This is a genomic window from Rhizobium moroccans (assembly GCF_057559155.1).
This window is the reverse complement of sequence record NZ_JBHFJG010000009.1, coordinates 164,922-186,724: the sequence shown is the minus strand read 5'-3', so window position 1 is coordinate 186,724 and position 21,803 is coordinate 164,922. Positions and strand designations below refer to the sequence as shown.

The 21,803-nt window shown below is 61.6% G+C and carries 21 protein-coding genes; 5 read left to right on the top strand and 16 right to left on the bottom strand.

The features are described 5' to 3' along the window. The first annotated feature begins 38 nt into the window (after nucleotides 1-38). The 5 genes from ACE04I_RS07120 to ACE04I_RS07100 are packed head-to-tail and all read left to right on the top strand — an operon-like array spanning nucleotide 39 to nucleotide 5,584. On the top strand, nucleotides 39-923 hold the full coding sequence (locus tag ACE04I_RS07120; RefSeq protein WP_487206827.1) for a sugar phosphate isomerase/epimerase family protein: 885 nt from the start codon (nucleotides 39-41) through the stop codon (nucleotides 921-923). Continuing rightward, nucleotides 920-2,437 (top strand): sugar ABC transporter ATP-binding protein, encoded by a 1,518-nt coding sequence (locus ACE04I_RS07115; protein ID WP_487206826.1) that lies wholly within the window; start codon nucleotides 920-922, stop codon nucleotides 2,435-2,437. Before ACE04I_RS07120 ends, ACE04I_RS07115 begins: the two co-directional genes overlap by 4 nt. After that, nucleotides 2,434-3,423: an ABC transporter permease gene (locus tag ACE04I_RS07110; protein WP_046796588.1), complete on the top strand. Its 990-nt coding sequence runs from the start codon at nucleotides 2,434-2,436 to the stop codon at nucleotides 3,421-3,423. Before ACE04I_RS07115 ends, ACE04I_RS07110 begins: the two co-directional genes overlap by 4 nt. Next, entirely contained in the window at nucleotides 3,420-4,400 is a 981-nt protein-coding gene (locus tag ACE04I_RS07105; RefSeq protein ID WP_487206825.1) for an ABC transporter permease, read from the top strand. The genes ACE04I_RS07110 and ACE04I_RS07105 overlap by 4 nt, the downstream gene beginning before the upstream one ends. A 53-nt stretch (nucleotides 4,401-4,453) precedes the next feature. Beyond that, the gene (locus ACE04I_RS07100; protein ID WP_046796586.1) at nucleotides 4,454-5,584 is read left to right on the top strand and encodes a substrate-binding domain-containing protein; all 1,131 of its coding nucleotides are present in this window, start codon (nucleotides 4,454-4,456) and stop codon (nucleotides 5,582-5,584) included. A 71-nt stretch (nucleotides 5,585-5,655) separates the two neighbouring features. On the opposite strand, the gene ACE04I_RS07095 is transcribed toward ACE04I_RS07100, so the two are convergent. The 16 genes from ACE04I_RS07095 to ACE04I_RS07020 all read right to left on the bottom strand — a co-directional run bounded on the left by ACE04I_RS07095 (nucleotide 5,656) and on the right by ACE04I_RS07020 (nucleotide 21,742). Further along, on the bottom strand, nucleotides 5,656-6,900 hold the full coding sequence (locus ACE04I_RS07095; RefSeq protein WP_487206824.1) for a glucarate dehydratase family protein: 1,245 nt from the start codon (nucleotides 6,898-6,900) through the stop codon (nucleotides 5,656-5,658). Between the two features lie 14 nt (nucleotides 6,901-6,914). Further along, nucleotides 6,915-7,700 (bottom strand): sugar phosphate isomerase/epimerase family protein, encoded by a 786-nt coding sequence (locus tag ACE04I_RS07090; RefSeq protein WP_046796584.1) that lies wholly within the window; start codon nucleotides 7,698-7,700, stop codon nucleotides 6,915-6,917. Next, nucleotides 7,697-8,722 carry a hydroxyacid dehydrogenase gene (locus tag ACE04I_RS07085; RefSeq protein WP_046796583.1) on the bottom strand — a complete coding sequence of 342 codons (1,026 nt, stop codon included), beginning with the start codon at nucleotides 8,720-8,722 and terminating at the stop codon, nucleotides 7,697-7,699. Before ACE04I_RS07085 ends, ACE04I_RS07090 begins: the two co-directional genes overlap by 4 nt. Then, the gene (locus tag ACE04I_RS07080) at nucleotides 8,722-9,471 is read right to left on the bottom strand and encodes an SDR family NAD(P)-dependent oxidoreductase (protein WP_046796582.1); all 750 of its coding nucleotides are present in this window, start codon (nucleotides 9,469-9,471) and stop codon (nucleotides 8,722-8,724) included. Before ACE04I_RS07080 ends, ACE04I_RS07085 begins: the two co-directional genes overlap by 1 nt. A 15-nt stretch (nucleotides 9,472-9,486) precedes the next feature. Next, the gene (locus ACE04I_RS07075) at nucleotides 9,487-11,817 is read right to left on the bottom strand and encodes an alginate lyase (protein WP_487206823.1); all 2,331 of its coding nucleotides are present in this window, start codon (nucleotides 11,815-11,817) and stop codon (nucleotides 9,487-9,489) included. A 73-nt stretch (nucleotides 11,818-11,890) separates the two neighbouring features. Continuing rightward, nucleotides 11,891-13,459: an extracellular solute-binding protein gene (locus tag ACE04I_RS07070; RefSeq protein ID WP_487206822.1), complete on the bottom strand. Its 1,569-nt coding sequence runs from the start codon at nucleotides 13,457-13,459 to the stop codon at nucleotides 11,891-11,893. Between the two features lie 23 nt (nucleotides 13,460-13,482). After that, entirely contained in the window at nucleotides 13,483-14,364 is an 882-nt protein-coding gene (locus ACE04I_RS07065) for a carbohydrate ABC transporter permease (protein WP_046796579.1), read from the bottom strand. A gap of 8 nt (nucleotides 14,365-14,372) precedes the next feature. Continuing rightward, nucleotides 14,373-15,302: an ABC transporter permease gene (locus tag ACE04I_RS07060; protein WP_487206821.1), complete on the bottom strand. Its 930-nt coding sequence runs from the start codon at nucleotides 15,300-15,302 to the stop codon at nucleotides 14,373-14,375. A gap of 8 nt (nucleotides 15,303-15,310) precedes the next feature. Next, complete coding sequence (locus tag ACE04I_RS07055) at nucleotides 15,311-16,414, bottom strand: ABC transporter ATP-binding protein (protein WP_046796577.1); 1,104 nt, start codon at nucleotides 16,412-16,414, stop codon at nucleotides 15,311-15,313. A 30-nt stretch (nucleotides 16,415-16,444) separates the two neighbouring features. Then, on the bottom strand, nucleotides 16,445-17,233 hold the full coding sequence (locus ACE04I_RS07050; protein ID WP_487206820.1) for a GntR family transcriptional regulator: 789 nt from the start codon (nucleotides 17,231-17,233) through the stop codon (nucleotides 16,445-16,447). 156 nt (nucleotides 17,234-17,389) lie between these two features. Beyond that, nucleotides 17,390-18,637 (bottom strand): arsenite efflux MFS transporter ArsK, encoded by a 1,248-nt coding sequence (arsK, locus tag ACE04I_RS07045; protein ID WP_487206819.1) that lies wholly within the window; start codon nucleotides 18,635-18,637, stop codon nucleotides 17,390-17,392. A 1-nt stretch (nucleotide 18,638) separates the two neighbouring features. Beyond that, on the bottom strand, nucleotides 18,639-19,349 hold the full coding sequence (gene arsH, locus ACE04I_RS07040; RefSeq protein ID WP_487206818.1) for an arsenical resistance protein ArsH: 711 nt from the start codon (nucleotides 19,347-19,349) through the stop codon (nucleotides 18,639-18,641). Further along, the gene (gene arsB, locus ACE04I_RS07035) at nucleotides 19,349-20,404 is read right to left on the bottom strand and encodes an ACR3 family arsenite efflux transporter (protein WP_487206817.1); all 1,056 of its coding nucleotides are present in this window, start codon (nucleotides 20,402-20,404) and stop codon (nucleotides 19,349-19,351) included. Before arsB ends, arsH begins: the two co-directional genes overlap by 1 nt. A 9-nt stretch (nucleotides 20,405-20,413) precedes the next feature. Continuing rightward, on the bottom strand, nucleotides 20,414-20,836 hold the full coding sequence (gene arsC / locus ACE04I_RS07030) for an arsenate reductase (glutaredoxin) (protein WP_487206816.1): 423 nt from the start codon (nucleotides 20,834-20,836) through the stop codon (nucleotides 20,414-20,416). A gap of 8 nt (nucleotides 20,837-20,844) precedes the next feature. Next, complete coding sequence (locus tag ACE04I_RS07025; protein WP_487206815.1) at nucleotides 20,845-21,387, bottom strand: arsenate reductase ArsC; 543 nt, start codon at nucleotides 21,385-21,387, stop codon at nucleotides 20,845-20,847. After that, complete coding sequence (locus ACE04I_RS07020; protein WP_046796570.1) at nucleotides 21,380-21,742, bottom strand: ArsR/SmtB family transcription factor; 363 nt, start codon at nucleotides 21,740-21,742, stop codon at nucleotides 21,380-21,382. Before ACE04I_RS07020 ends, ACE04I_RS07025 begins: the two co-directional genes overlap by 8 nt. Between the last annotated feature and the right edge of the window lie 61 nt (nucleotides 21,743-21,803).

Here is a 21,803-nt window from a genome sequence, read left to right as displayed (position 1 = left end):
GATCGGAATATCTCCGCCGCACCGCACGGGAGGAATTCGTGAAGGTCGCATTCAATCTGCTCGTCATCGGCGCGGAGATAAACACCAATCATGCCCGCCAGCTCGAAAGGCTGAAGGCGCTCGGATATGATGCAGTGGAAGTGCCCGTCTTTTCCGGAACGCCCGAGCACTACAGGAGCATCGGCAGGCTCCTTCGCGATATCGGCCTCTCAGCCGGCGCAGCCGCTGTCGCAACGCCTAAGGCAAATCCGGTAAGCCCCGATCCGCGGGTGCGGGCAAAAGCCCGCGATCACCACCGCTGGATCGTCGACTGCACCCATGCCATGGGCGGTGAGATCATAGCTGGGCCAGTGCACTCACCGGTCGGCGTCTTCACCGGTTTCGGCCCCACACCCAGCGAAGTGGAATGGTGCGTGGAAGCCATGCGCGCGCTCGCCGACTATGCCGAGCCTGCCGGCATCCGGATTTCGGCCGAAGCGGTCAACCGTTTCGAATGCTACATGATGTCGACGATCGCCGAAGCCTCGGCCATCTATCGCAAGGTCGATCATCCGAACTATGGCTACATGTTCGATACGTTCCACGCGAATATCGAGGAAAAGGACCCGCCGGTCACCTACGAGCGCCATCACCACGAGATCAATCACTACCATGTATCGGAAAACGACCGCGGTACTCCCGGCTCTGGGCATATTCCCTTCCCGGACCATTTCGATGCCTTGCGGCGCTGCGGCTATGACGGATGGCTGACGGTGGAATCCTTCGGACGGGCACTGCCTGAACTCGCGGGCGCCACCAGGGTCTGGCGTGACCTTTTCGATGACCTCGACGGCCTTTTTGCCGAAAGCATCGCCTATATCCGGCATGAATGGGCGGCCGCGGGCGAAAGGCTTGCCGCACGAACCGCGAGTGCACCGGCATGACTATCATTCCCGCGCTGCATATGGCCGGCATCAGCAAGACCTTTCCAGGGGTCCGTGCCCTCGATTGCGTGGATTTCGACTGCCGGACCGGTGAAGTCCATGCCATTTGCGGTGAAAACGGGGCCGGAAAATCCACGCTGATGAAGATCCTCGGCGGCAGCTACCGCCCCGATGCCGGTGAGATCCGCCTCAATGGCCGGCTGGTACACCTCACCCATCCCCGGCAGGCGGCTGACGCCGGCATTTCCATCATCCACCAGGAGCTCAGCCTGCTGCCCTATCGCACGGTTGCAGAAAACATCTTCATGGGGCGTGAACTCGCCCGCTTCGGCCTGCTGGATAGAAGACAGATGAATAAGCGGGCCGCAGAACTGCTGAGGCGGGCCGGGGCGGATATCGATCCTGAGGTGCAGGTCTCCACGCTCTCGATTGCCATGCAGCAGCTCGTGGAGATCGCCAAGGCGCTGCTGCTCGACGCCGGCATCCTCGTCATGGATGAGCCGACGGCGGCGCTCGACGAGCGCGATGCCCAAAACCTCCTGTCGCTGATCCGCGGCTTAAGGGAGGAAGGCGTCGCCATCGTCTATATCTCCCATCGCATGCCCGAAGTCATGGCGGTTGCCGATCGGGTGACAGTCCTCAAGGATGGGCAGAAAATCTGGACGCGGGCACGGCACGCGGCGCCGGTCCCCGAAATCATACGCGCCATGGTGGGACGCGACCTCAAGGATTTTTACCCGAAGCGGCCGTCCTCTGGACCCGGCAAGGTACTTCTCAGCGTTGAAGGCGGCGCGAACGCCGCCCTGCGCGATATCAGCTTCGACGTGCGGGCGGGCGAGATCGTCGGCGTGGCAGGCCTTGAGGATTCCGGCAAGGCCCACCTTGCACAGGCGCTGGTGGGCGACGAACCGCTTTCGGCAGGGGTGATGCGCGTCAACGGCAAACCGGTGTCGATCCGGTCGCCTCGGCAGGCCACCGCGGCCGGCATCGGTTACCTTCCCGGCGATCGCAAGCGGGACGCTCTCGCCCTTCGCCAATCCGTACGCGACAATGCGCTTCTCACCTTGCGCTCCATGGCCGGATTCTTCGCCCGCCCCCAAAGCGCGGCTCTTTCGCCAGCCGCGATCGATAGCGAGCTGCGCGACATGGACGTGCGAGCAGCCGATTTCGGTCAGGAAATCGGAACTCTTTCGGGAGGCAATCAGCAAAAGGCGATCATCGTCCGCTGGCTTGCGCAGGCCTCGGATGTCCTCGTTTTCGTGGAGCCGACGCGCGGCATCGACATCGCTGCGAAGGCCGCGATCTACCAAACCATGAGAGCCTTTGCGGATGCCGGCCGCGGCATCGTCGTCGTCTCGTCGGACATGCCCGAACTCATAGGCATCGCCGACCGCATCCTCGTCATGCATCAGGGCCGCATCGCCGGCGAATTGCCGCGCGGCGCCAGCGAAGAGGAAGTCATGCGTCTTTCACTCGGAATTGCGCAACAGGAACCGAGGGAGGCATTCGCATGAGCAGCAATGCGATCTCCATGGAACCTGCCTCTTTCAACCACAGGAAAGGCCTGCCCATCGCGGCGGTGCTCGCCATTCTCTCTGCCGGCTTTTTCGTCGTCATCGCGCTCGCGACCGGCGAGTCCGCGCAACTGAGCCTGCAGGGCATCGTCGGCCTGCTCCAGCGCATGGTGGCGCTCGGCCTCGTCGCGATCGGCCAGACCTTCGTCATACTCGTCGGATCGATCGACCTTTCGGTCGCCGCGCTCATCAGTGCTGTTGCCGTGCTGGCATCGCTTCTCATGCAGGGCGATCCGGCGATGATCCTGCCAGCCATTATCGCCTGTCTTGGCCTGTGCCTCGCCGTCGGACTGGTCAACGGCGCCCTCGTTGCCTATGGCGGCATTAATCCGCTGATCGCGACACTCGGAACCGGGCTCATCATTCAGGGCGTGCTCGCAGCATCCTTCGCCGATCTCCAAGGTGCCGTGGCGCGCCAGTTTCAGGTGCTCGCCTATGGCGGGATGCTCGGCATCCCCTACTCCGTCCTGCTCTTGGCACTGCTTGCGCTTGCCGCCGCCTTCATCCTAAACAAAACACTCTTCGGCGCGCGGATTTACGCGGTCGGCGGCAATCCGGACGGAGCAAGGCTTGCGGGAATCCATACCGAGCGTCTCGTGCTTGCCGCCCATGTGATCGCCAGCCTGTTTGCAGGAGCCGCCGGCCTCTATCTCGCCGCACGCCTTCAATCCGGCACGCCCTGGATCGGCCGGGACGGCATCTATGACCTCGAATCGATTGCCGTCACGGTCATAGGCGGGACGATCCTCGCAGGCGGCAAGGGTGGTGTGGCCGGAACGCTGGCGGGCGTCCTGCTCTTCGCAAGCCTGGACGCAAGCTTCAACATGCTCGGCATCGATGCCTTCCTGAAACAGGTCCTGCGCGGGGGGATCGTCATCGCCGCCGTCGCCATCCATGCGGTTCGCTACAAGGGGCATGTCGCATGACGCCAATCCCGCAGGTTGCTCCCCTCCGTCCTTCGCCAAAGCTCGCGCTCAATGCAGGTCTGGTGATTTTTGTCGTGCTTTACGCGGCCATCGCCGTCGTACAGCCCAACTACCTGGAACCCGGCCTGTTCATGAACTTCCTAAGGCGGGCGGCCCCCCTCCTCATTCTTGCTTGCGGGCAACTTTACGTGATCCTGACCGGCGGCTTTGATCTCTCGGTCGGTGCGGTCGCGACACTCGCCGTATTGGCCGCATCGATCCTGATCAATGGCGATCCCGACGCTACCTGGGCTGTCCTCGGCACGCTCTATCTCATGGGTATTGCCGTCGGCCTCGTCAACGGATTGGTGGTTGCCTTCCTGAAGGTGCCCTCGATCATTGCCACGCTCGGCACCATGTTGCTCGTCAACGGCCTGGCGCTCGCCTGGTCAGGCGGCGCTGCGCGAGGGGACCTGCCGGAAAACTTCCGCAATTTCGGACGCCTGGTCTGGCGCGACGTCTGGCTCATCGGGTCACTGCCGCTTGCCGTGATCGTTCTTTGCGGCTTCGTGGCGATCGCCTGGTGGGGACTGAACGGCACGGTCTACGGCAAACGCGCGCTGGCGGTCGGCGACAATCCGCGAGCCGCCGAACTGGCCGGCACGCCGGTTGCCGCCACCCGCATCATCGCATTCGTGGTTTCGTCGATCTCCGCGGTCACCACCGGCATCCTGCTCGGCGGCTTTTCCGGCGTATCCGTCAACGCCGGCGAGGGGCTGGAACTTCAGGCGATCGCGGCCTGCGTCGTCGGTGGCGCTCAGCTTCTCGGCGGACGCGGTTCGATCTGGAGCGCCGTGTTCGGCGCGCTCAGCCTCTTTGCCCTTTTTACCCTGCTCAATCTCATGGGCCTGCCGCAGGCCCTCAGAGACAGCATTCAAGGAGCGATCCTGATCGTGGCGGTCGGCGCCACCATGTGGCGCAATCGCCGCCGGATCTGAGTAGTCGGCCCAATGTCTAATGCCGGATTCCCGGCTTTCTGGAGGAGGAGAGAATGAAACTGAAGATAATTCTGGCAGCGAGCGTCGCACTGGCCTGCACCGGCGAGGCCCTTGCTCAAAATTTCAATGATCCCGCGGAATTCAAGAAGCAGCGGGAGCAGCTTTCGATGAAGCCACAAGGGCCGGAAGGAAAGCCCTGGGCCCAGCACCTTGGCGACGGCATGGTCGACACGGCCAAATACAAGAAAGACGGACCCGTCACACTTTGCTTTTCCAATGCCGGCGTATTCAACCCCTGGCGCGTGGTTGGCCTGAACAACCTCAATGCCGAAGCGGAGCTGCACAAGGACCGTATCAAGGAACTGGTGGTTGTCGATGCGGAGGGCAAAGACGAAAAGCAAATCTCGGATATCGAGGCGCTCGTCAGCGGCGGCAGGTGCGATGCTCTGATCGTATCTCCCAACACGACGGCTGCCCTGACGCCCGCGGTCGAGGCCGCCTGCGGCAAGCTTCCGGTTATCGTCTTCGATCGCGGGGTCAACACCCAGTGCCCCGTCACCTATATCCATCCGGTCGGCGGATACGGCTTCGGCATCACCTCGGGCGAGTTCATCGCAAGTAAGCTTGCGAAGGGCGACAATGTGCTCGCCTTGCGCATCATGCCCGGTGTAGACGTGCTGGAAACCCGCTATTCGGCGGCCAAGACCATCTTCGACGAAGCCGGCATCAATGTGATCGGGTCGGAGTTCACCGGCAGCGATCGGGCCAAGACCAAATCGATCGTGGAAGATTATATCAATCGCGGCGAGAAGATCGAAGCGATCTGGATGGATGCGGGCGACACGGCAACCGCAGCACTCGAGGCTTTCGAGGACGCGGGATTGCCCTACCCAGTCATCAGCGGCGAGGATCAACAGGATTTCCTGCGCAAGTGGCAGTCGGAAAAGCTGACGGCAGTCGGCCCCTCCTACCCCACCTACCAGTGGCGGACGGCGATCATCGCCGCGCTTGATGTTCTCGACGGAAAGCAGGTACCCGGCCCCGAATGGGTGCTTCCGCAGCCGGCGATCACCGAGGACGTGCTGGCCGAATTTGTCGACGAGCGCATGCCCCCGCTGCATTACAGCCTGTGCGGCTGCCAGGAACTGCCGGGCTACCCGGAGCGCTGGGGCGGCAAGAAATAATCCGCGGCGCTCTGTTGGAAGCATGAAAGACCGGCCGGCACTCGGCCGGTCTTTCGTGAACCGCTTCACCCCTACCAGCGCGGTACGCGACGCTCGTAGCCTGGGTCGAATTGCTTCATATAGGCCGTATCATCACGCTCCCTGACGCCTGCGGCTTCGTAGAGGGCAGCCAGTTCGCCAAGTTTTGTCCGATCCAGGGTCACGCCAAGCCCCGGTCCATCGGGCACGGCCAGTGCGCCGTCGCGAAATGCGAAATTCTCGTCGATCACATCGGTCCCTGTCCAGGGATAGTGCGTGTCGCAATCATAGCCGAGATTGGGGGTGGCTGACGCGACGTGAACCATCGCGGCCAAGGTTATGCCGAGATGCGAATTGGAGTGCATGGAAACGCCCATGTCCAGCACGTCGCAGACCTTGCCGAGATGCGTGGACGCACGCAGCCCGCCCCAATAATGATGATCGGAAAGCACGATCTTCACCGCGCGCTTGCGATAGGCTTCGGCGATCTGGTCGAATTCGAGCACGATCATGTTGGTTGCGAGCGGAATTGAAGTCGCCGCGGCAACTTCGGCCATGGCATCCATGCCGATGACCGGATCTTCGAGATATTCCAGAATGCCCTCAAGCTTGCGGGCAATATAAATGGCGGTCTCGACGGTCCAGCCGCCGTTCGGATCGATCCTGAGCGGATGATGGGGGAACGCCTCCCTGAGCTTGAACATGGTTTCGATTTCAAGATCGGGGTGAAGCACGCCGCCTTTGAGCTTCAAGGACTTGAAGCCATGGGCAACGACCATCCTGCGCGCTTCTCCTACCATCTGGTCCGGAGTGAGCACCTCTCCCCATTCGTCCGCCGTCTCGCCAATATGGGCTGCGAGCTTGAAGAACAGATAGGCGCTGAACGGCACAGTCTTTCGCACCGCCCCGCCGAGCAGGTCCGCCACGGGCCTGCCGAGCATCTTGCCCTGGATGTCCAGACATGGAACCTCAAAGGCCGAAGTCACCACATCCGTGAGCTTATGGTCGGCGACCGCGCTCTTGGCGTTGATGCCGCCACCCTCCGGCAAGGCGGCGGCCACGCGGGATTTCAGCGCGTGCAGATGGAACGGATCAAGTCCTATCAGCGAAGGCGCTGCGCGCCTCAATCCGTCCAGCGCCTTTATGCTTCCATAGCTTTCGCCAAGCCCGACCGTGCCGTCATCGCAGATCACCTCGATCACAGTGCGTAATGCGTAAGGCTGGTGAACGCCCTTGCAGTTCAGCAGCGGTTTGTCCGGTATGGCTACAGGCGTCAGGCGGATATCGGCAATGCGCATTCAAAGCTCCCCTCTCACCACCAGGATCGCGCGGCAACCAGCGCATCTTCGAGCGGTGGCAATTCTCGATGCCAATGACGCTCCCATTCGAGGCTGACCGGAAGGCTCCGGTTATCGGCCAGCAGCAGAGGCTTCAGAACAGCCATCGGGAACGTCCCCTTTCCCGGCTCGACGTAATGGCGCCTTTCATCAGGGCCGATCGCGCTGTCCTTGACGTGAAGATGGACCACGTTTTGAGCAATATGGTTCCAGGTGGACACCACATCCGCACCTTTCGCCCAGGTATGGTGCGTATCCCACAAGATCCGCGAGGACGGCACCCGGCCTATGAATTCCACCAGTTGCTCCACATCCGCCAATGCGTTATGGGTCTCGATCATCAGCTCCGCCTTCAAGCCGCGCGAGCGGCGGTGTTCTTGCCAGGCGTCTAGGTCGGCAATAGCAAGGGCGAAGTCCGCTTCGCTCAGCCGATCCCCGCCGTCGAAGATACGCAGATGCACGGCACCAGCCGCTTCCGCCCAGGGCAGATAAGGTTCGATCGCGGAAAGCTTGCAGCCACCTTCGAAGAGGCGGATCGAGGTATTGAGGGCAACCACGCGCAGGCCACGGTCGGAAAGAAACTTTGCGAACCCGACCGGACTTTCGAACTCCGCCGCCAGAACCGTGGGCAGATCGAGCGAGCCCGACAATCCACGCAGCTCGACCGAGCCGACCCCGTGGCGTTGCGCCAGATCGGCAACCTCCCGCATGCTGAACTGCGAACAGCCGAGTGTCGAAAAGCAGTGGTTCAACGCCGTCATGCCATGCGCTCCAGGTCGTGCTTGCGGACGGGAAACAAGGGAGGCTCCCCGCCCACGAACCGCTCGATCTCCGTGATCGCCAGATCGGAAAGGGCACGCAATTCATTGCCCATGGCGCCGGCGATATGCGGCGTGAGCACGACATTGGGAAGATCGTAGAAAGGACTGTCCGGCGGCAACGGCTCCGGTTCCGGTGTATCGATCAGGATGCGCAGGCGCCCCGAACGGGCCTCAGCCAGAAGAGCTTCATGATCGACGAGCCAGCCCCGCGCCGTGTTGATCAGAACCGCATGATCGGCCATCAGCGCAAGCTCGCGCGCGCCAATCATGTGGCGGGTTTCGGGCAGGATGGGAGCATGCAGCGAGACGGTGTCGGACCAGGCGAGCAGTTCGTGCAGCTCCATCTTTTCAGCACCGAGCAGGCGCGCCTCTTCCGCCTCCAGGAAGGGATCGTAAACACCCACTTCGAAATTCGACCGCACCAGCATATCGATGACCGCCCTGCCGATCCGCGAAGCGCCGACAATGCCGATCCGCCGACCATGGTTCCCGATATGAGCAAGCCCGCGTCCCCGCCTGCTGCCGTACCCGCCGGTGCCACGCTCTGCGCGATGCTCGTCGCGCAGACGAAAGACGTCCTTGCCGCACATGATGATCGCGGCGAAGGTGAATTGCGCAACCGGAACCGCCATGGCAGGCGCCGCCGTGGTCACCAGGATATCGGAGCTTTCCCAGAATTCCGGGGGAAGTATCGGGCGTATCGACCCGGCGGCATAGGCCACCATCTTGAGGTGTGGTGCGCGTGTCAGGCGCTCCCTTGTCAGCGACGACGCTCCCCAGGCGCCGAGCAGGATGTCGGCTTCGCCAAGTGCCGCGGCGCCGGCGGGCGTATCCACATCGATATGGGGATGGCCGGGGATCACGTCCGCCACCGCATGGAGTCTCGCCCATTCGCGCGGCCCGAAGAAGCCTTCGGGCAATTCCGGCCGCATGGAGATGAGCAGTTTCGGTTTTTCTGGCATCAGGAAAACAGAACGCCGCCATTGATGTCGTAGCAGGCGCCGGTGATATAGGCGGCATCGTCGGACGCAAGGAAAGCGACGAGAGCGGCGACGTCTTCGCTGGTCCCTTCACGCTTCATCAATGCGGCGGCGGCGACCCGCTCGCGCACTTCGGGCTTGGTGAAAGTGTCATGGAAGGTCGTGGCGATCATGCCCGGGCAGACCGCATTGACCCGAATGGCGGGCCCAGCCTCCTTGGCAAGCGCCCGTGTGAAGGTCATCACCGCACCCTTCGATGTCGCATAGGCCACTGCCCCCGGCCCGCCGCCATCCCTTCCCGCCTGCGATGAGAAGGTGACGATCGCGCCGCCCTTTGCAAGCTTCGGGAGCACCGCCTTGGACATGAGGAAGAGCGAAGTGAGATTGACGTCCATGACCTGCCGCCAGAATGTCTCGTCCATCTCCGCCATGGTCTTGCGTGCTACCAAGCCACCGGCGACGTGGACCAGCGCATGGATGTCGCCAAAGCTTTCGGCAGCCGTCGAGATAACCCGCTCGGCATCCTCCTTGCGCGTCAGGTCCGCGCGCACCGCAATCGCTTTCCGGCCGAGCTCTTCTATTTTACGGGCAGCACTGCGAGCACCTTCTTCGGCGCCGTTATAGGTAAGCACGACATTGGCACCCTCCTCGGCAAAGCGCAGCGCGCAGGCGCGGCCGATATCGCGACCGGCACCGGCGACAATGACGGTCTTGTTGGCGAAACGTTTCATCACAAACCTCTTTGATTAGAACTTCTTGGGGAGCGTCAGCTTGAAGCGCTGGTCATCGACATCGGTGAAATAGATGTCGGTGGAAAAACCCTGATCGTCGATGAAGCTGAAGATGCGCCTCGGCTCCTTCAAATCATAGGGAACCAGGAGGGTCACCAGCGTGTGGCTCGCCGCCGCCGGAACCGTGGCGTTGACATGGTGGTGCAGCTCCAGCCCCTCCAGCTCCGCCGGATCGATGCCCGGAAAGCCTTCGATAGCGGCGATCTGCGGCGCGCCGGCTGAGGAAAACACGAACTGACCGTAGAACCCGGCCTTCTGCCCGTGGTAGCGGAAACTCGAGCGGCCCACTTGCGGCGCACCGATGGTATGGCAGAGCCATTGAAGGTCTTGCGGTTCGCTGCACTCCACCTGGTCGACGATGACGAAATAGGCCTCGTTGACGAAATGGATTTCCCGATGAGCCTTCTGAACCAGCGGATTGGCGACCTGATAGGCCGCCGTCGCGTCGCCTAGAATGCGCAAATGCTGCGGCTTTTCCTCGACCTCGACGATCTTGCCAGCAGCACGGCGGGCAAGCGCCTTGTCCTTCTCCGCATACTGGCCCTTGCCACCGATCAGCACCGCGTTTTTCGATCGCGTCTGCCGACGCCAATCCCGGTGCATGCCGGAGCCGAAAGCGATGTAATAGCCGGACTGGATGGCAAGATCCTCGCCATAGGCATAGAGCAGGAAGGCATTCTGATCCCCGTGGCTGTGACTGATCGAGCCATAGGGACTGGACTTGAAGACGAACTGGAGGTGCCGGTCGGGGTCGTGCATGCGCTTCTGCACTGCCACCCAGCCGATGTCATCAAAGCAGGCGACCGCCGGCAGATCCTCCGGCGATGCTGCGGCAACCTGCGGAAAGTCGTGGCGGTAGACCAGATCATCGAAGTTCAGGTCCCACCAGCCATAGTTATAAAACGCCATTTCCGTGCCGGCGGCGTCGGCCTTGATGCGCTCGTAATACCATTGATAGTGACCGTTGCCGGTCACGCCTGCGAACTGGCGCACGTTATAGCCGGCTTTCAGACCCGGAAGATCGCCAAGCGTGGAATCATCGCCGAAGCCCGCGCGCCGGGTGCCCGGTGCCTTGGTGTAGAGCGGAAAGCTTCCGGTGTTCTGGAAGAAGGGTCGCTGATAGAGATCGACCCCCGTATGGGAGCGGATGAGATTGGCGGCCTCGATGAAATAGGCCATGCCGGTCATCCAGTAATGCGGACCTTCCGCCCATCCGCCATCCGTTCCGGCCCATGGCGAGTAGAGCGTCGCCAGGAATTCAACAGTGTAATCGAGCCACTCCGTCGCCTCCTCGCTTTCGCCCTGAAGCGCGATGCAGGCTGGCGTCAGAACCGCCGACAGCGACCGCACCGCATGGCTGTCATAGGGGAAAACATGGATGCGGGCGTGCGCAATGACATGCTCGGCAACATCGCGCGTGCGTCGCAAAAGTGCGGTGCGAACCGTTGTCCGCTCCTCTTCGCTCAGGTGGTCGTAAAGCCAGTCATAACCCCAGGCCAGCGCCACCACGATACGGAAGGCAGCTTCATCGTTATAGGCACGGGATGTGGCACCTTGCGGGTCCCAGCCGGCAACGGCCAGCAGCCAGGCGCGCGCGGTATCCAGGAGGTCGTCCCTGCCCAGGACCTTGCCACCGATCGCAAGATGCCGGATGGCGTAGATGACCTCCTGACAATCGATGTACATCTGCCGCCAGAGTGTGGCGATCCGTACATTGTTTGGGTAGGGTTGAGGTTCGGGGATAATCGGGCGGTTGATCCAGGGCTCGACCGATTTGGAATAGAAATCCGACCAGCCGCAATGGTGCGGGTCGTGCGCGACCGCCAGGGCGAAGGCCTTGAGCTTGTCCGGATCGAGCCAGAGCCGAGGGTGAGCCGTGCCGCCCGCGGCATGACGTGCCTTGCGATCGGGAAGCGGCGTTTGCGGCAGGCCATCGGTGATCTCGAAACTGCGCGTGGCGCTCCAGTTCGAAGCACAGCCGCACGCCGCAGGGTCCCAGAGCGCATAGGACCAGTAATAACGGCCGGCTGGAAGCGCCTCCTCCGGCGTGAAGAAATTCCAGGCGAGGTCCTCGTAGCTCCGCGTCCCCCCATCTGCAAAATCGGGATCGTTCGAGATACGGACCACATAACGCGCGCCGTCGTCGATATCCGGAAGCCAGGAGAAGCGCGGCGGGTTCTCGCGCGGCTGCCTCTGCTCGCTCGGCATATAATCTATGGTCAACGAACCGGCCCGCGGTTCATCGAGATGGGCTTGCTTGGCAATGGCCGGCGCAGAGTGACGCATCGCGGCTCGAACTCCTATGGAAATATGGGGCTGGATGGCGACGGTGGCGCCGCCATCCAGATAAGGCGGCTGCCTAGCGGGCAGCTTCGTACTGACGCTCGTAGGCCGACTGCATGACGGCAATGACCTTGTCATAGCCGAGTTCGCCGAGGCGCTTCTTGTAAGCATCCCAGCCGGTGTCGACGTCCTGGGCGCCGAGGACCCAGGTCTGCTGCATCTCGGTCATGTAGGTGAGAATGCTCGGCCAGTAGCGGTCAAAAACGGCCTTCTCGTCGGCGTTCAGCGACACGCCAAGGAACTCGTCCTTGAGGCAGTTGCACTCCTCGTACAGGTCAATGCCCTCAAGCGCGATCTTGTTGGTCCATTGGCGCTCATATTCATACGTCATCCAGAACCCGCGCGGGACCTGCGCACCCACCGCCCAGAGCTGGGCATTGACGGGATCCTTGTTGCCCAGGACCTCCTTCGTGAAGTGCGGCTTTCCGTCGACCATTTCATAGGTCAGTCCCTCCACCCCGAAGTTCGACAGGATGCGGCCCTGCTCAGAGAACCAGAAGTCGAAATATTTGATGGTTTCGACTGGGTGCTCGTTGGTGGCGGTAATCGCCCAACCGACAGGCTGCACCTGCAGACGGCGGGCGTCCTCGAACCTTTGGCCGCTCACCGTCTTGGGCGGCAGCATCGGCCGAAGCGCAAATCCGTCGATCTTGCCGGTCAGCGCATCGTTGTAGGTGGAAGTGCTGGCGAACCAGTCATGCGTCATGCCGCCGAGGTTGTTGCCGAGCAGATATTCGCGGGCGCGGGCGCCGCGGGTGAATATCTCCTTGTCGATCAGGCCTTCCTTGTACCACTGGGCGACATGGGAAATGCCCGTCTTGTAGTTTTCCTCGGCCCAGGGATGACGAAGCTGGCCGTCATAGACCGCGAAATCGCCATAGCGTTCCGATCCCGAAACGCGGGCATCCCAGAGATTGATCAGCCGGATCGCATCGACCTCCTCACGGGCGAAATACGGAACCTCGTCCTTGACGCCGTTGCCGTTCGGGTCCTTATCCCGGAAGGCTTTGAGGACCTCATGGACCTCTTCGGGCGTCTCGGGCTGCTTGAGACCGAGCTTGTCCAGCCAATCCTGGCGGATGAACCAGCCTCGCGAGAACTTCCCGTCAGGCACATAAGGAATGAAGTAAAGTTTGCCGTCCGGTCCCGAGATCGCCCGGCGGATATCCGGATGGCTGTCGAAGAAGGCCTTGAGATGCGGCGCATGCTCCTCGATCAGGTCGTCCAGAGGAATGAATGCACCCTCCAGGCCGTATCGGATGAAGTCCTCCTTCAGCCCGCCGGAGGCGTCCCCGCCGACGATATCGGGGAGATCGCCCGAAGCGATGAGCAGATTGAAGGCGTCGCGACTGCTGGTGGTCGCCAGCGACGCGACATTTCGGACATGGATGTTGGTGAGTTCGGCCGCCTTCTGTTCGACCGGCCATTTTTCCGAATAGACGTATTTGTCGCGGAAGTGGAAATGGATCGTCAATTCCAGCGGATCGTCGACGATCTTCGTGGTTTCCTGAGCCAGGCCCGGCGACGCCGTTATCATCGCCGCGATCAGCGCTAGAACGGATGCTCCCTTATGCAATGCACTCATAGGTTTCTCCTCCCTTAGTGGCATTACTCTTTGACCCCGCCCAGCAGAATCCCCTTGGTGAAGTACCTCTGCGCGTAGGGATAGATGATGAGGACGGGAATGATGGAGGCGACCATGATGGCTGAGGTCACCGTCTCGAAGGAATATCGGGCTGTCAGCAGGCTCGAGGCGAATTCGTCGTTGGAGTTCAGATCGACGATCACGCGCTTCAGATAGACCTGCAGAGGTATCTTCTCCTCGCCGCGCAGGAGCACCATGGCCCAGAAGTAGCCGTTCCAGCGCGAGACGACGCAAAGCAGCGCCACGGTCACGATCGCGGGCTTGGAAAGAGGGATGAACACCTTCCACAGAAGCTGGAGCTCGCTTGCGCCGTCCATCTTGGCGGCTTCCTCGAACGATTTCGGAACCGCCTCGAAGAAGTTGCGCAGCAGGATCACGTTGAACGCATTGGCCGCGAAACCGATGATGATGCCGAACCGGCTATCGAGAAGCCCAAGATCCCGCATATTGAGGAAGAACGGGATCATCCCCGCGTTGAACCAGAGCGTGAAGGCGATCGCCATATTGAGGAAGGTGCGGCCGCGCAGGCGTTTGCGCGAAAGCGCATAGGCGCCCGGGATCATGATCGCCAGGCTCATCAGCGTGCCGCCGAAGGTGTAGATGAACGTATTGCCGTAGGCCACCCAGAACATCCGGTCCGAGAGCACGCGGTCGTAAGCCGCAAGCGTCATGTCCACCGGCCAAAGCGTGACCCGGCCCGAGGTGACGGCAGCGCCAGACGAGAGCGACGCCGAAAGGATGTAGATGAACGGGTAGAGCGTGGACAGGACAAAGAGCCCAAGCAGAATGGCGTTGATCCAGCCAAAGATCTTGTCGCCGCGGGAATAGAGATTGAAACTGCTCATCCCGGACCTCACCAGAGCGACGTTGAAGAAAGTCTTCGGCTGATGCGATTTGCCGAATAGACAAGGGCGAAGGCGATGACCGCGTTGAACAGCCCGGCGGCGGTCGCCAGATCATACTGGGTTCCCTGCAGGCCGGTCCGATAGATGAAGGTCGAGACGACATCGGCCGTCTCGTAGGTCGGCGGGCGGTAGAGCAGGATGATGTATTCGAAGCCGACTTCGACCAGATTGCCGATGCGGATGATCAGCATGATGATGATCGTCGGGAGAATGCAGGGCAGCGTGATGCGCCACATCATCTGCCAGCGCGAGGCGCCGTCCACGCGGGCCGATTCATAAAGCGTCGGGCTGACCCCTGCGATCGCCGCGAGATAGACGATCGATTCGAAACCCGCTTCCTTCCATACGGACGAGCCGATGAAGACGGGCCGGAACCATTCGGGCCTGGTCAGAAAATAGATTGGTTCGAAACCCAGGCTGGTCAAAAGCAGATTGACCACGCCCGTGGAGGGCGAAAGGAAATTGATGACGATGCCCGCGACGATCACCACCGAGATGAAATGCGGCAGATAGACGATCGTCTGCGCCCAGCGCTTGGCGACGGCGTTCTGCACCTCATTGAACATCAGAGCCAGGATGATCGGTATCGGGAATGCGAAGATCAGCCCCAGCCCACTGATGGCGATCGTATTCCAGAAGGCCCTGATGAACATGTCGTTCTGGAACAGAACCTCGAAATGGGCAAAGCCCACCCATGGACTGCGCTCGATGCCCCGGAAGATCGAAAAATCCTTGAAGGCGATCAAAAGCCCGTACATGGGCTTGTAGAGAAACAGCACGAACCAGATGACCATTGGCGCCAGCAACAGGTAGAGCTGCCAGTCCCGCCGAAAGTCTTCCGCAAATGAATGTAGCGTGTTGCGAAACGATTGTTTCATGCCGGTTCTCACACTTCAGCCTTGAGAGTGCGGCCGGTCGCGGCATCGAAGATGTGGATGCGGCTACTATCGACGCCCAGCCGGGAAACGGCATTCAGCTCGTGATTGGAATAGAGAGTTTCTTCCTTGGCGATGAAGGACTGCCCGTCCGTCTTGCCATGCAGTAGGGCTTCTGCGCCAAGCGGCTCCACCAGTTCGATCGCGCATTCCAGAACATCGCGGGCATTGTCCGTCCTGACCGACATGATTTCTGGGCGGATCCCGAGCTTGACGGGTTGCCCATCCGCCGCTGAACGCGCGAAACTGTCGGGGACGGCAAGGCTTTGTCCACCCTCGCCGGCAAGCACAGCTCTGACCTCACCATTCCGCTTGGCGATCAACGCATCGAGCAGGTTCATCGGAGGCGACCCGATAAAGCTCGCGACAAAGGTGTTCGCGGGCTCTAGAAAGACCTCCATCGGCGATCCGACCTGCTCGATATTGCCGCCGTTCATAATGACGATGCGATCGGCAAGCGTCATCGCCTCCACCTGATCATGCGTCACATAGATGCTGGTGGCCTTCATGCGCCGGTGAAGCTGCTTGATCTCCGCGCGCATATAGGTGCGCAGCTTGGCATCGAGGTTGGAAAGCGGCTCGTCGAAGAGGAAGACCTTCGGCTTGCGCACGATCGCCCGCCCCATGGCAACGCGCTGGCGCTGGCCTCCCGAAAGATCGGCGGGCTTGCGCGAGAGGTATTCGGTGAGCCCCAGGATCTGCGCGGCTTCCGAAACCGCCTGATTGATCACCTCGCGGCGCTCCCGCCTCACGCGCAGCCCGAAAGCGATGTTCTCCGCGACGCTGAGATGGGGATAGAGTGCGTAATTCTGGAACACCATCGCGACGTCGCGATCCTTCGGCGCGACCTTGTTGACCTCGCGGCCCCCGATCGAGATCGTGCCTTCCGAAATATCCTCCAGGCCAGCCACCATGCGCAGCGTCGTGGACTTGCCGCAGCCAGAGGGTCCGACGAGCACGACGAACTCCTCGGGCTCGATCGCCAGGCTGATGCCATGGACGACCTCGAAGGCGCCGTACCGTTTGATGACGTCGTTGATCTGGACTGCGGACATGAAAGGCCCCTCCTCAAAAGCCTTGGATGTTCAGGCGATCGTCTTGGGACCTCTCGCAACACGCTTCTTGGCGACACGCGTATTGATCTGCTCGATATAGGCCCAAATCTTCGGGTTCTTGGACAATTCGGCGATCTTGGATTCGAGCGATCCGAGATGACGGACCACCGCCTCGCGCGCCTTCTCGATGTCGCCAGTCTCGATGGCGCTCACGATGTTCTCGTGCTCCTCGATCACCTTTTCGGTACGGCGAACCGCAAAGACGCGCTTGAGATGGCGCATGCGATCCATCTCGCCCTTGGCCTGATTGACCACGCTCCAGGCGCCTGGAAGCCGGGCTGCGGCGAAGATCGTGCGATGGAATTCCTCATCCAGGAGGAAGAAGTCGGTGAACTTCTCGTCCTTTGCCGCGGCTCGCTGCCTGGCAAGGCAGGTCTTCAAACGCGCGATGTCTTCCAGGGAATGGCGCTTGGTCGCTTCGACGACGGCGCCCTCCTCCAGCTTGAAGCGGATGAAACAGGCCTCCATGTAGCGCTGCACGTCGATCGGGGCGATATACGTGCCGCCTTGCGGCACCACCTTGACGAACCCCTCTTCCGCCAGCCGGATGATCGCCTCGCGAACCGGTGTCTTGCTGACGTCGAGCAGCGCCGCGATCTCTTTTTCCGAAAGGGCGCGCCCCGGCAGAAGCTTCACTTCAACGATGAGCTTGCGCAGCAGCGCATGGATGCGGTTGGCCATGTTGCCGCCGGACGGCAGCTCTCCCGGACTTACGAGATCGGACAGTGGCAAGGAAGGGAATTCAACCGTATCAGGCATATCAGTTCTTTAACTGAGATATTAGTTTCTATTTTGATATATCGACGGAATGGCCGGCCTGTCAACACTGGATGATCGACAAACGGAAAAATGCCGCCTTGCCAGAGCGGCAGGCGGCATGGGGATTTCCCCACCTCGTAGGGTTCGATGAAAAAATCAGGCTTCGGTTCTGTGCTCGCTCAGCGCAATCGGCTTGTTTGTCGCGCCAGTCTTCGCGTCATGATGCGCAAGCCTTCTGATCGCCAGAAGCGCCAGCACGGCCCCTGCCCCGAGGATGCCGGTAGACAGCAGGGTCCATGTCGCCTCCGCATGCTGCATCATCAGCGCGAAGGCAAACGGTGCGACCGATCCGACGATCAGGCGCACCGAGGTGATCTGGCCTTGGCGCGCGCCATATCCCTGCGCACCGAACAAAACCAGGGGCAGCGTACCGCCGACGATGCTGTAAAGGCCATTGCCCATGCCGAACAGGACGGCGAACAGCATCGCGCCGGCAAAGGACGGCGCCGTGGCAAGCAGAAGAATGAGCGCGACCGGCAGCAGCCCGGCCGAGATGATGGCGAGCGAGAGTTGCGACAGCCCGGCTCCGAAGATCATGTTGATGAAGCGGCTGGCCACCTGCGAGGGTCCGAACAATGCGCCCACGGCAACGCCAGCCAGGCCGAGGCCGAGCGCCGAAAGCATCGGCAGCATGTGCACGAGAACCGCCGAACTGATGAAGCTCTGGAGCGCGAAGGCGACGGCCATGAACAGGAAACCCTTGCCGCGAACCTCTGGTGAGAGGGTTCCCTGAAGGGGTGAATGGGGATGAGTCGCCTCGACATCGGCCGCCTCAGCTTGCCTGATGGTGGTTCGGCGCGACATCCACATATGGATCGGGAAGCATAAGACCACGTGCAGCAGGGCGAAGACGAGATAAACCTGCTGCCAGGTCAGAAAACCATGGAGCCAGGTCGTAAGCGGCCAGAAAATAGTCGAGGCGAAACCGGCGATCAGCGTCAGATAGACGATGCTGCGCTGCGCGGTCCGGGGATGGCGCTGGACCAGCAGCGGAAAGGCCGCGCTGTATTGCACGAGCGTCGAGGCGATTTCTATCGCGAGCAAGGCGGGTACGAAGGCGAGCCCCGAGGGAGCGAGCGCGCAAGCCGCAAGAGCCAGCGCCGCCGCCACCGAGCCGATCGCCATGATGCGACCGGCACCGAAGCGATCGATCCACCGTCCCGCCAAGGGCGCCGCCAGTCCGCCCGTCAGCAATGCCGCCGACAGAGCCGCGTAGATCCATTCGCCAGACCAGCCGAGATCCCGCGCCATGGAAGGCGCGAGAATGGAGAAACTGTAGTAGAGCGTTCCATAGCCGATGATCTGCGTCAGGCCGAGTAAAGCGACATCCATCCAGGACCGCATGTCAGATGGCCCTCAGCCCGATGTCTGACGCCAGCTTCGCCGCCGCTTCCTTGCGCTCGCTGTAACGGTCGGTGAGATAGCCTGAGATGTCGCGCGTCAACAGCGTGAACTTGATCAATTCCTCCATAACATCGACCACCCGATCGTAGTAGGAGGACGGCTTCATGCGGCCTTCCTCGTCAAACTCCTGATATGTCTTGGCGACCGACGACTGGTTGGGGATCGTCACCATCCGCATCCAGCGGCCCAGCACACGCATCTGGTTGACGGCGTTGAAGCTCTGTGAACCGCCCGACACCTGCATGACGGCAAGCGTACGGCCCTGTGTGGGCCGGATCGCTCCCACGGAGAGCGGAATCCAATCGATCTGCGCCTTCATTACCGCGCTCATCGCACCGTGTCGTTCAGGACTGGTCCAGACCTGACCTTCCGACCAGAGCGACAATTCGCGAAGTTCCCGCACCTTCGGATGATCGACCCCGGCACCGTCGGGCAAGGGAAGATCATGCGGATCGAACACACGGGTCTCCGCGCCGAAATGTTTCAGCAGGCGCTCGGCCTCCAGCGTGAGAAACCGGCTATAGGAGCGCTCACGTAACGAGCCATAGAGCAACAGGATGCGAGGCGGATGACTTGAGGGGGCTGCGCGCAGCCGTTCAAGAGACGGCGCGTCGAGGCTCTTGTCATCGACATTGGGCAGATCACACGGCATCAGTGGTTCGCCTCGGCGACGGCTGCCGTCTTGCCGCCACGTTCGTACCAACCCTTCGAACGGTTGACGATCCAGACGACCGAAAGCATCACCGGCACTTCGATCAGCACGCCGACGACGGTCGCGAGTGCCGCGCCGGAGTGGAAGCCGAAGAGGCTGATTGCGGCCGCAACAGCCAGCTCGAAGAAGTTCGATGCGCCGATGAGGGCCGATGGGCCGGCCACGCAATGCTGCTCGCCGGTGAGCCGGTTGAGCAGATAGGCAAGACCCGAGTTGAAATAGACCTGGATCAGGATCGGCACGGCAAGCAGCCCGATGACCAGCGGCTGGGCTATGATCTGCTCGCCCTGGAAGCCGAACAGCAATACCAGCGTCGCCAAAAGGGCGGCGAGCGAGGCAGGACCGAGCCTTGCCAGAACCCGGTCGAGCGCGGATTGTCCTCCGGCAGCAAGTATCGAGCGACGGACAAGCTGCGCGACGATCACCGGGATCACGATGTAGAGCACGACCGACAGGATGAGCGTATCCCATGGCACGGTGATCGCCGACAGGCCGAGCAGAAGACCGACGATCGGGGCAAAGGCCACCACCATGATGGCGTCGTTGAGGGCAACCTGGCTCAAGGTGAAATGCGGCTCGCCTTTCGTCAGGTTCGACCAGACGAACACCATCGCCGTGCAGGGTGCGGCTGCGAGGATGATGAGACCCGCGATATAGCTGTCGATCTGGTCGGCGGGCAGGTGCGGCCGAAACAGCCAGCCGATGAACAGCCAACCGAGCAGAGCCATGGAGAAGGGCTTCACTGCCCAGTTGACGAACAGCGTCACGCCGATGCCGCGCCAATGGCGGCCGACCTCGCCGAGTGCGGCGAAGTCGATCTTCAACAGCATGGGAATGACCATCAGCCAGATCAGCAGCGCAACGGGCAGGTTGACCCTGGCGATCTCGGCCGCGCCGATCACCTGAAACACGCCGGGCATGACATGGCCGAGGGCGATGCCGACGACGATGCAGAGCCCGACCCACAGGGTGAGATAGCGTTCAAAACTGGACATGGTTCGCCCTCATTCCGTCACGCGATGGCCCTGATCGTCCACGACGCGCTCGCCATCCTCCTTGATGAACGCGCCGCGCTGAGCAGGCAGCAGGTCGAGCACTTCCTCGGAGGGCCGGCAGAGTTTCACGCCCTTCGGGCTGACGACGATCGGGCGATTGATCAGGATCGGATGCGCCATCATCGCGTCGAGAAGCTGGTCGTCGGTCAGGCCCGGATCGCCAAGCCCGAGCTCCGCATAGGGCGTGCCCTTCTCGCGCAGCAGCGCATGGGGGGCGATGCCCATGCGCTCGATGAGCTGCACCAGCATCGCCCGCGACGGCGGCGTCTTCAGATATTCGACGACATGCGGCTCGATGCCGGCATTACGGATCATCGCCAGCGTGTTTCGCGAGGTTCCGCAATCGGGATTGTGATAGATGATAATATCCATGATGCACCTCACGCAGCGCTGTTTTTGGGTGAAGAAGCACCTTCCGACCGACCGATATCCACGAGCTTTGCCCGAAGCGATACCCTGTCGAGGCTTTCGACCGGGAGTGCGGCGAAGGCGGTGATGCGGTTTTTGAGATAGCGGAAGGCGGCGACGAAGGCCGCTTCCTTCTGGATGTCCGGCCCCTCCACCGCGGCCGGATCCTCCATGCCCCAGTGCGCCGTCATCGGCTGCCCCGGCCAGACCGGGCAGGCCTCGCCGGCCGCGTTGTCGCAGACGGTGAACACGAAATCCATGACGGGCGCATCGGGACTGGCGAACTCCTCCCAGCTTTTGGAGCGGAAACCCTTGGCCGGATAGTCGAAGCTTTGCAGCACCTTCAGCGCGAAGGGATTGACGCCCCCCTTTGGCTGGCTACCCGCCGAAAAGGCGCGGAAGCGGCCGGCGCCATCCTTGGCAAGAATGCTTTCGGCCAGGATCGAGCGGGCGGAATTGCCGGTGCAGAGGAAGAGCACATTGAAGATGCGGTCAGGCTGATGTGCATCAGGCATGACTGGCGCCTTTCGCGGGTTCGCAGCAGGACGACAGCGCGGCAACGGCCGGATTGCAAACCTCGGGGTGGCCCTGGCAGCAGTCGCGCATGAGAAATTCGACCAAGCCGGAGAGCGCCGGATAAGCGGCGCTGTAGATGATCGACCTTCCCTCCCTGCGGGATATGACGAGGCCGGCCTGTTCCAGGTGGCTTAAATGAAAGGACATGCGCGACGAGGACGCCCCGTCCATCGCCTGGCCGATTTCTCCGGCGGCGGAGCCCTGCGGACCGGCTGCCACCAGAAAACGCACGATCCGCAGCCGGGTCTCCTGGGAGAGCGCGGTGAAGGCGTCGAGAGCTTGTTTTTCGTCCATGGTTATCTCAACATCTCAACAGAAATTGAGATAATGGATATAGGAAGACGAGCGACGACAC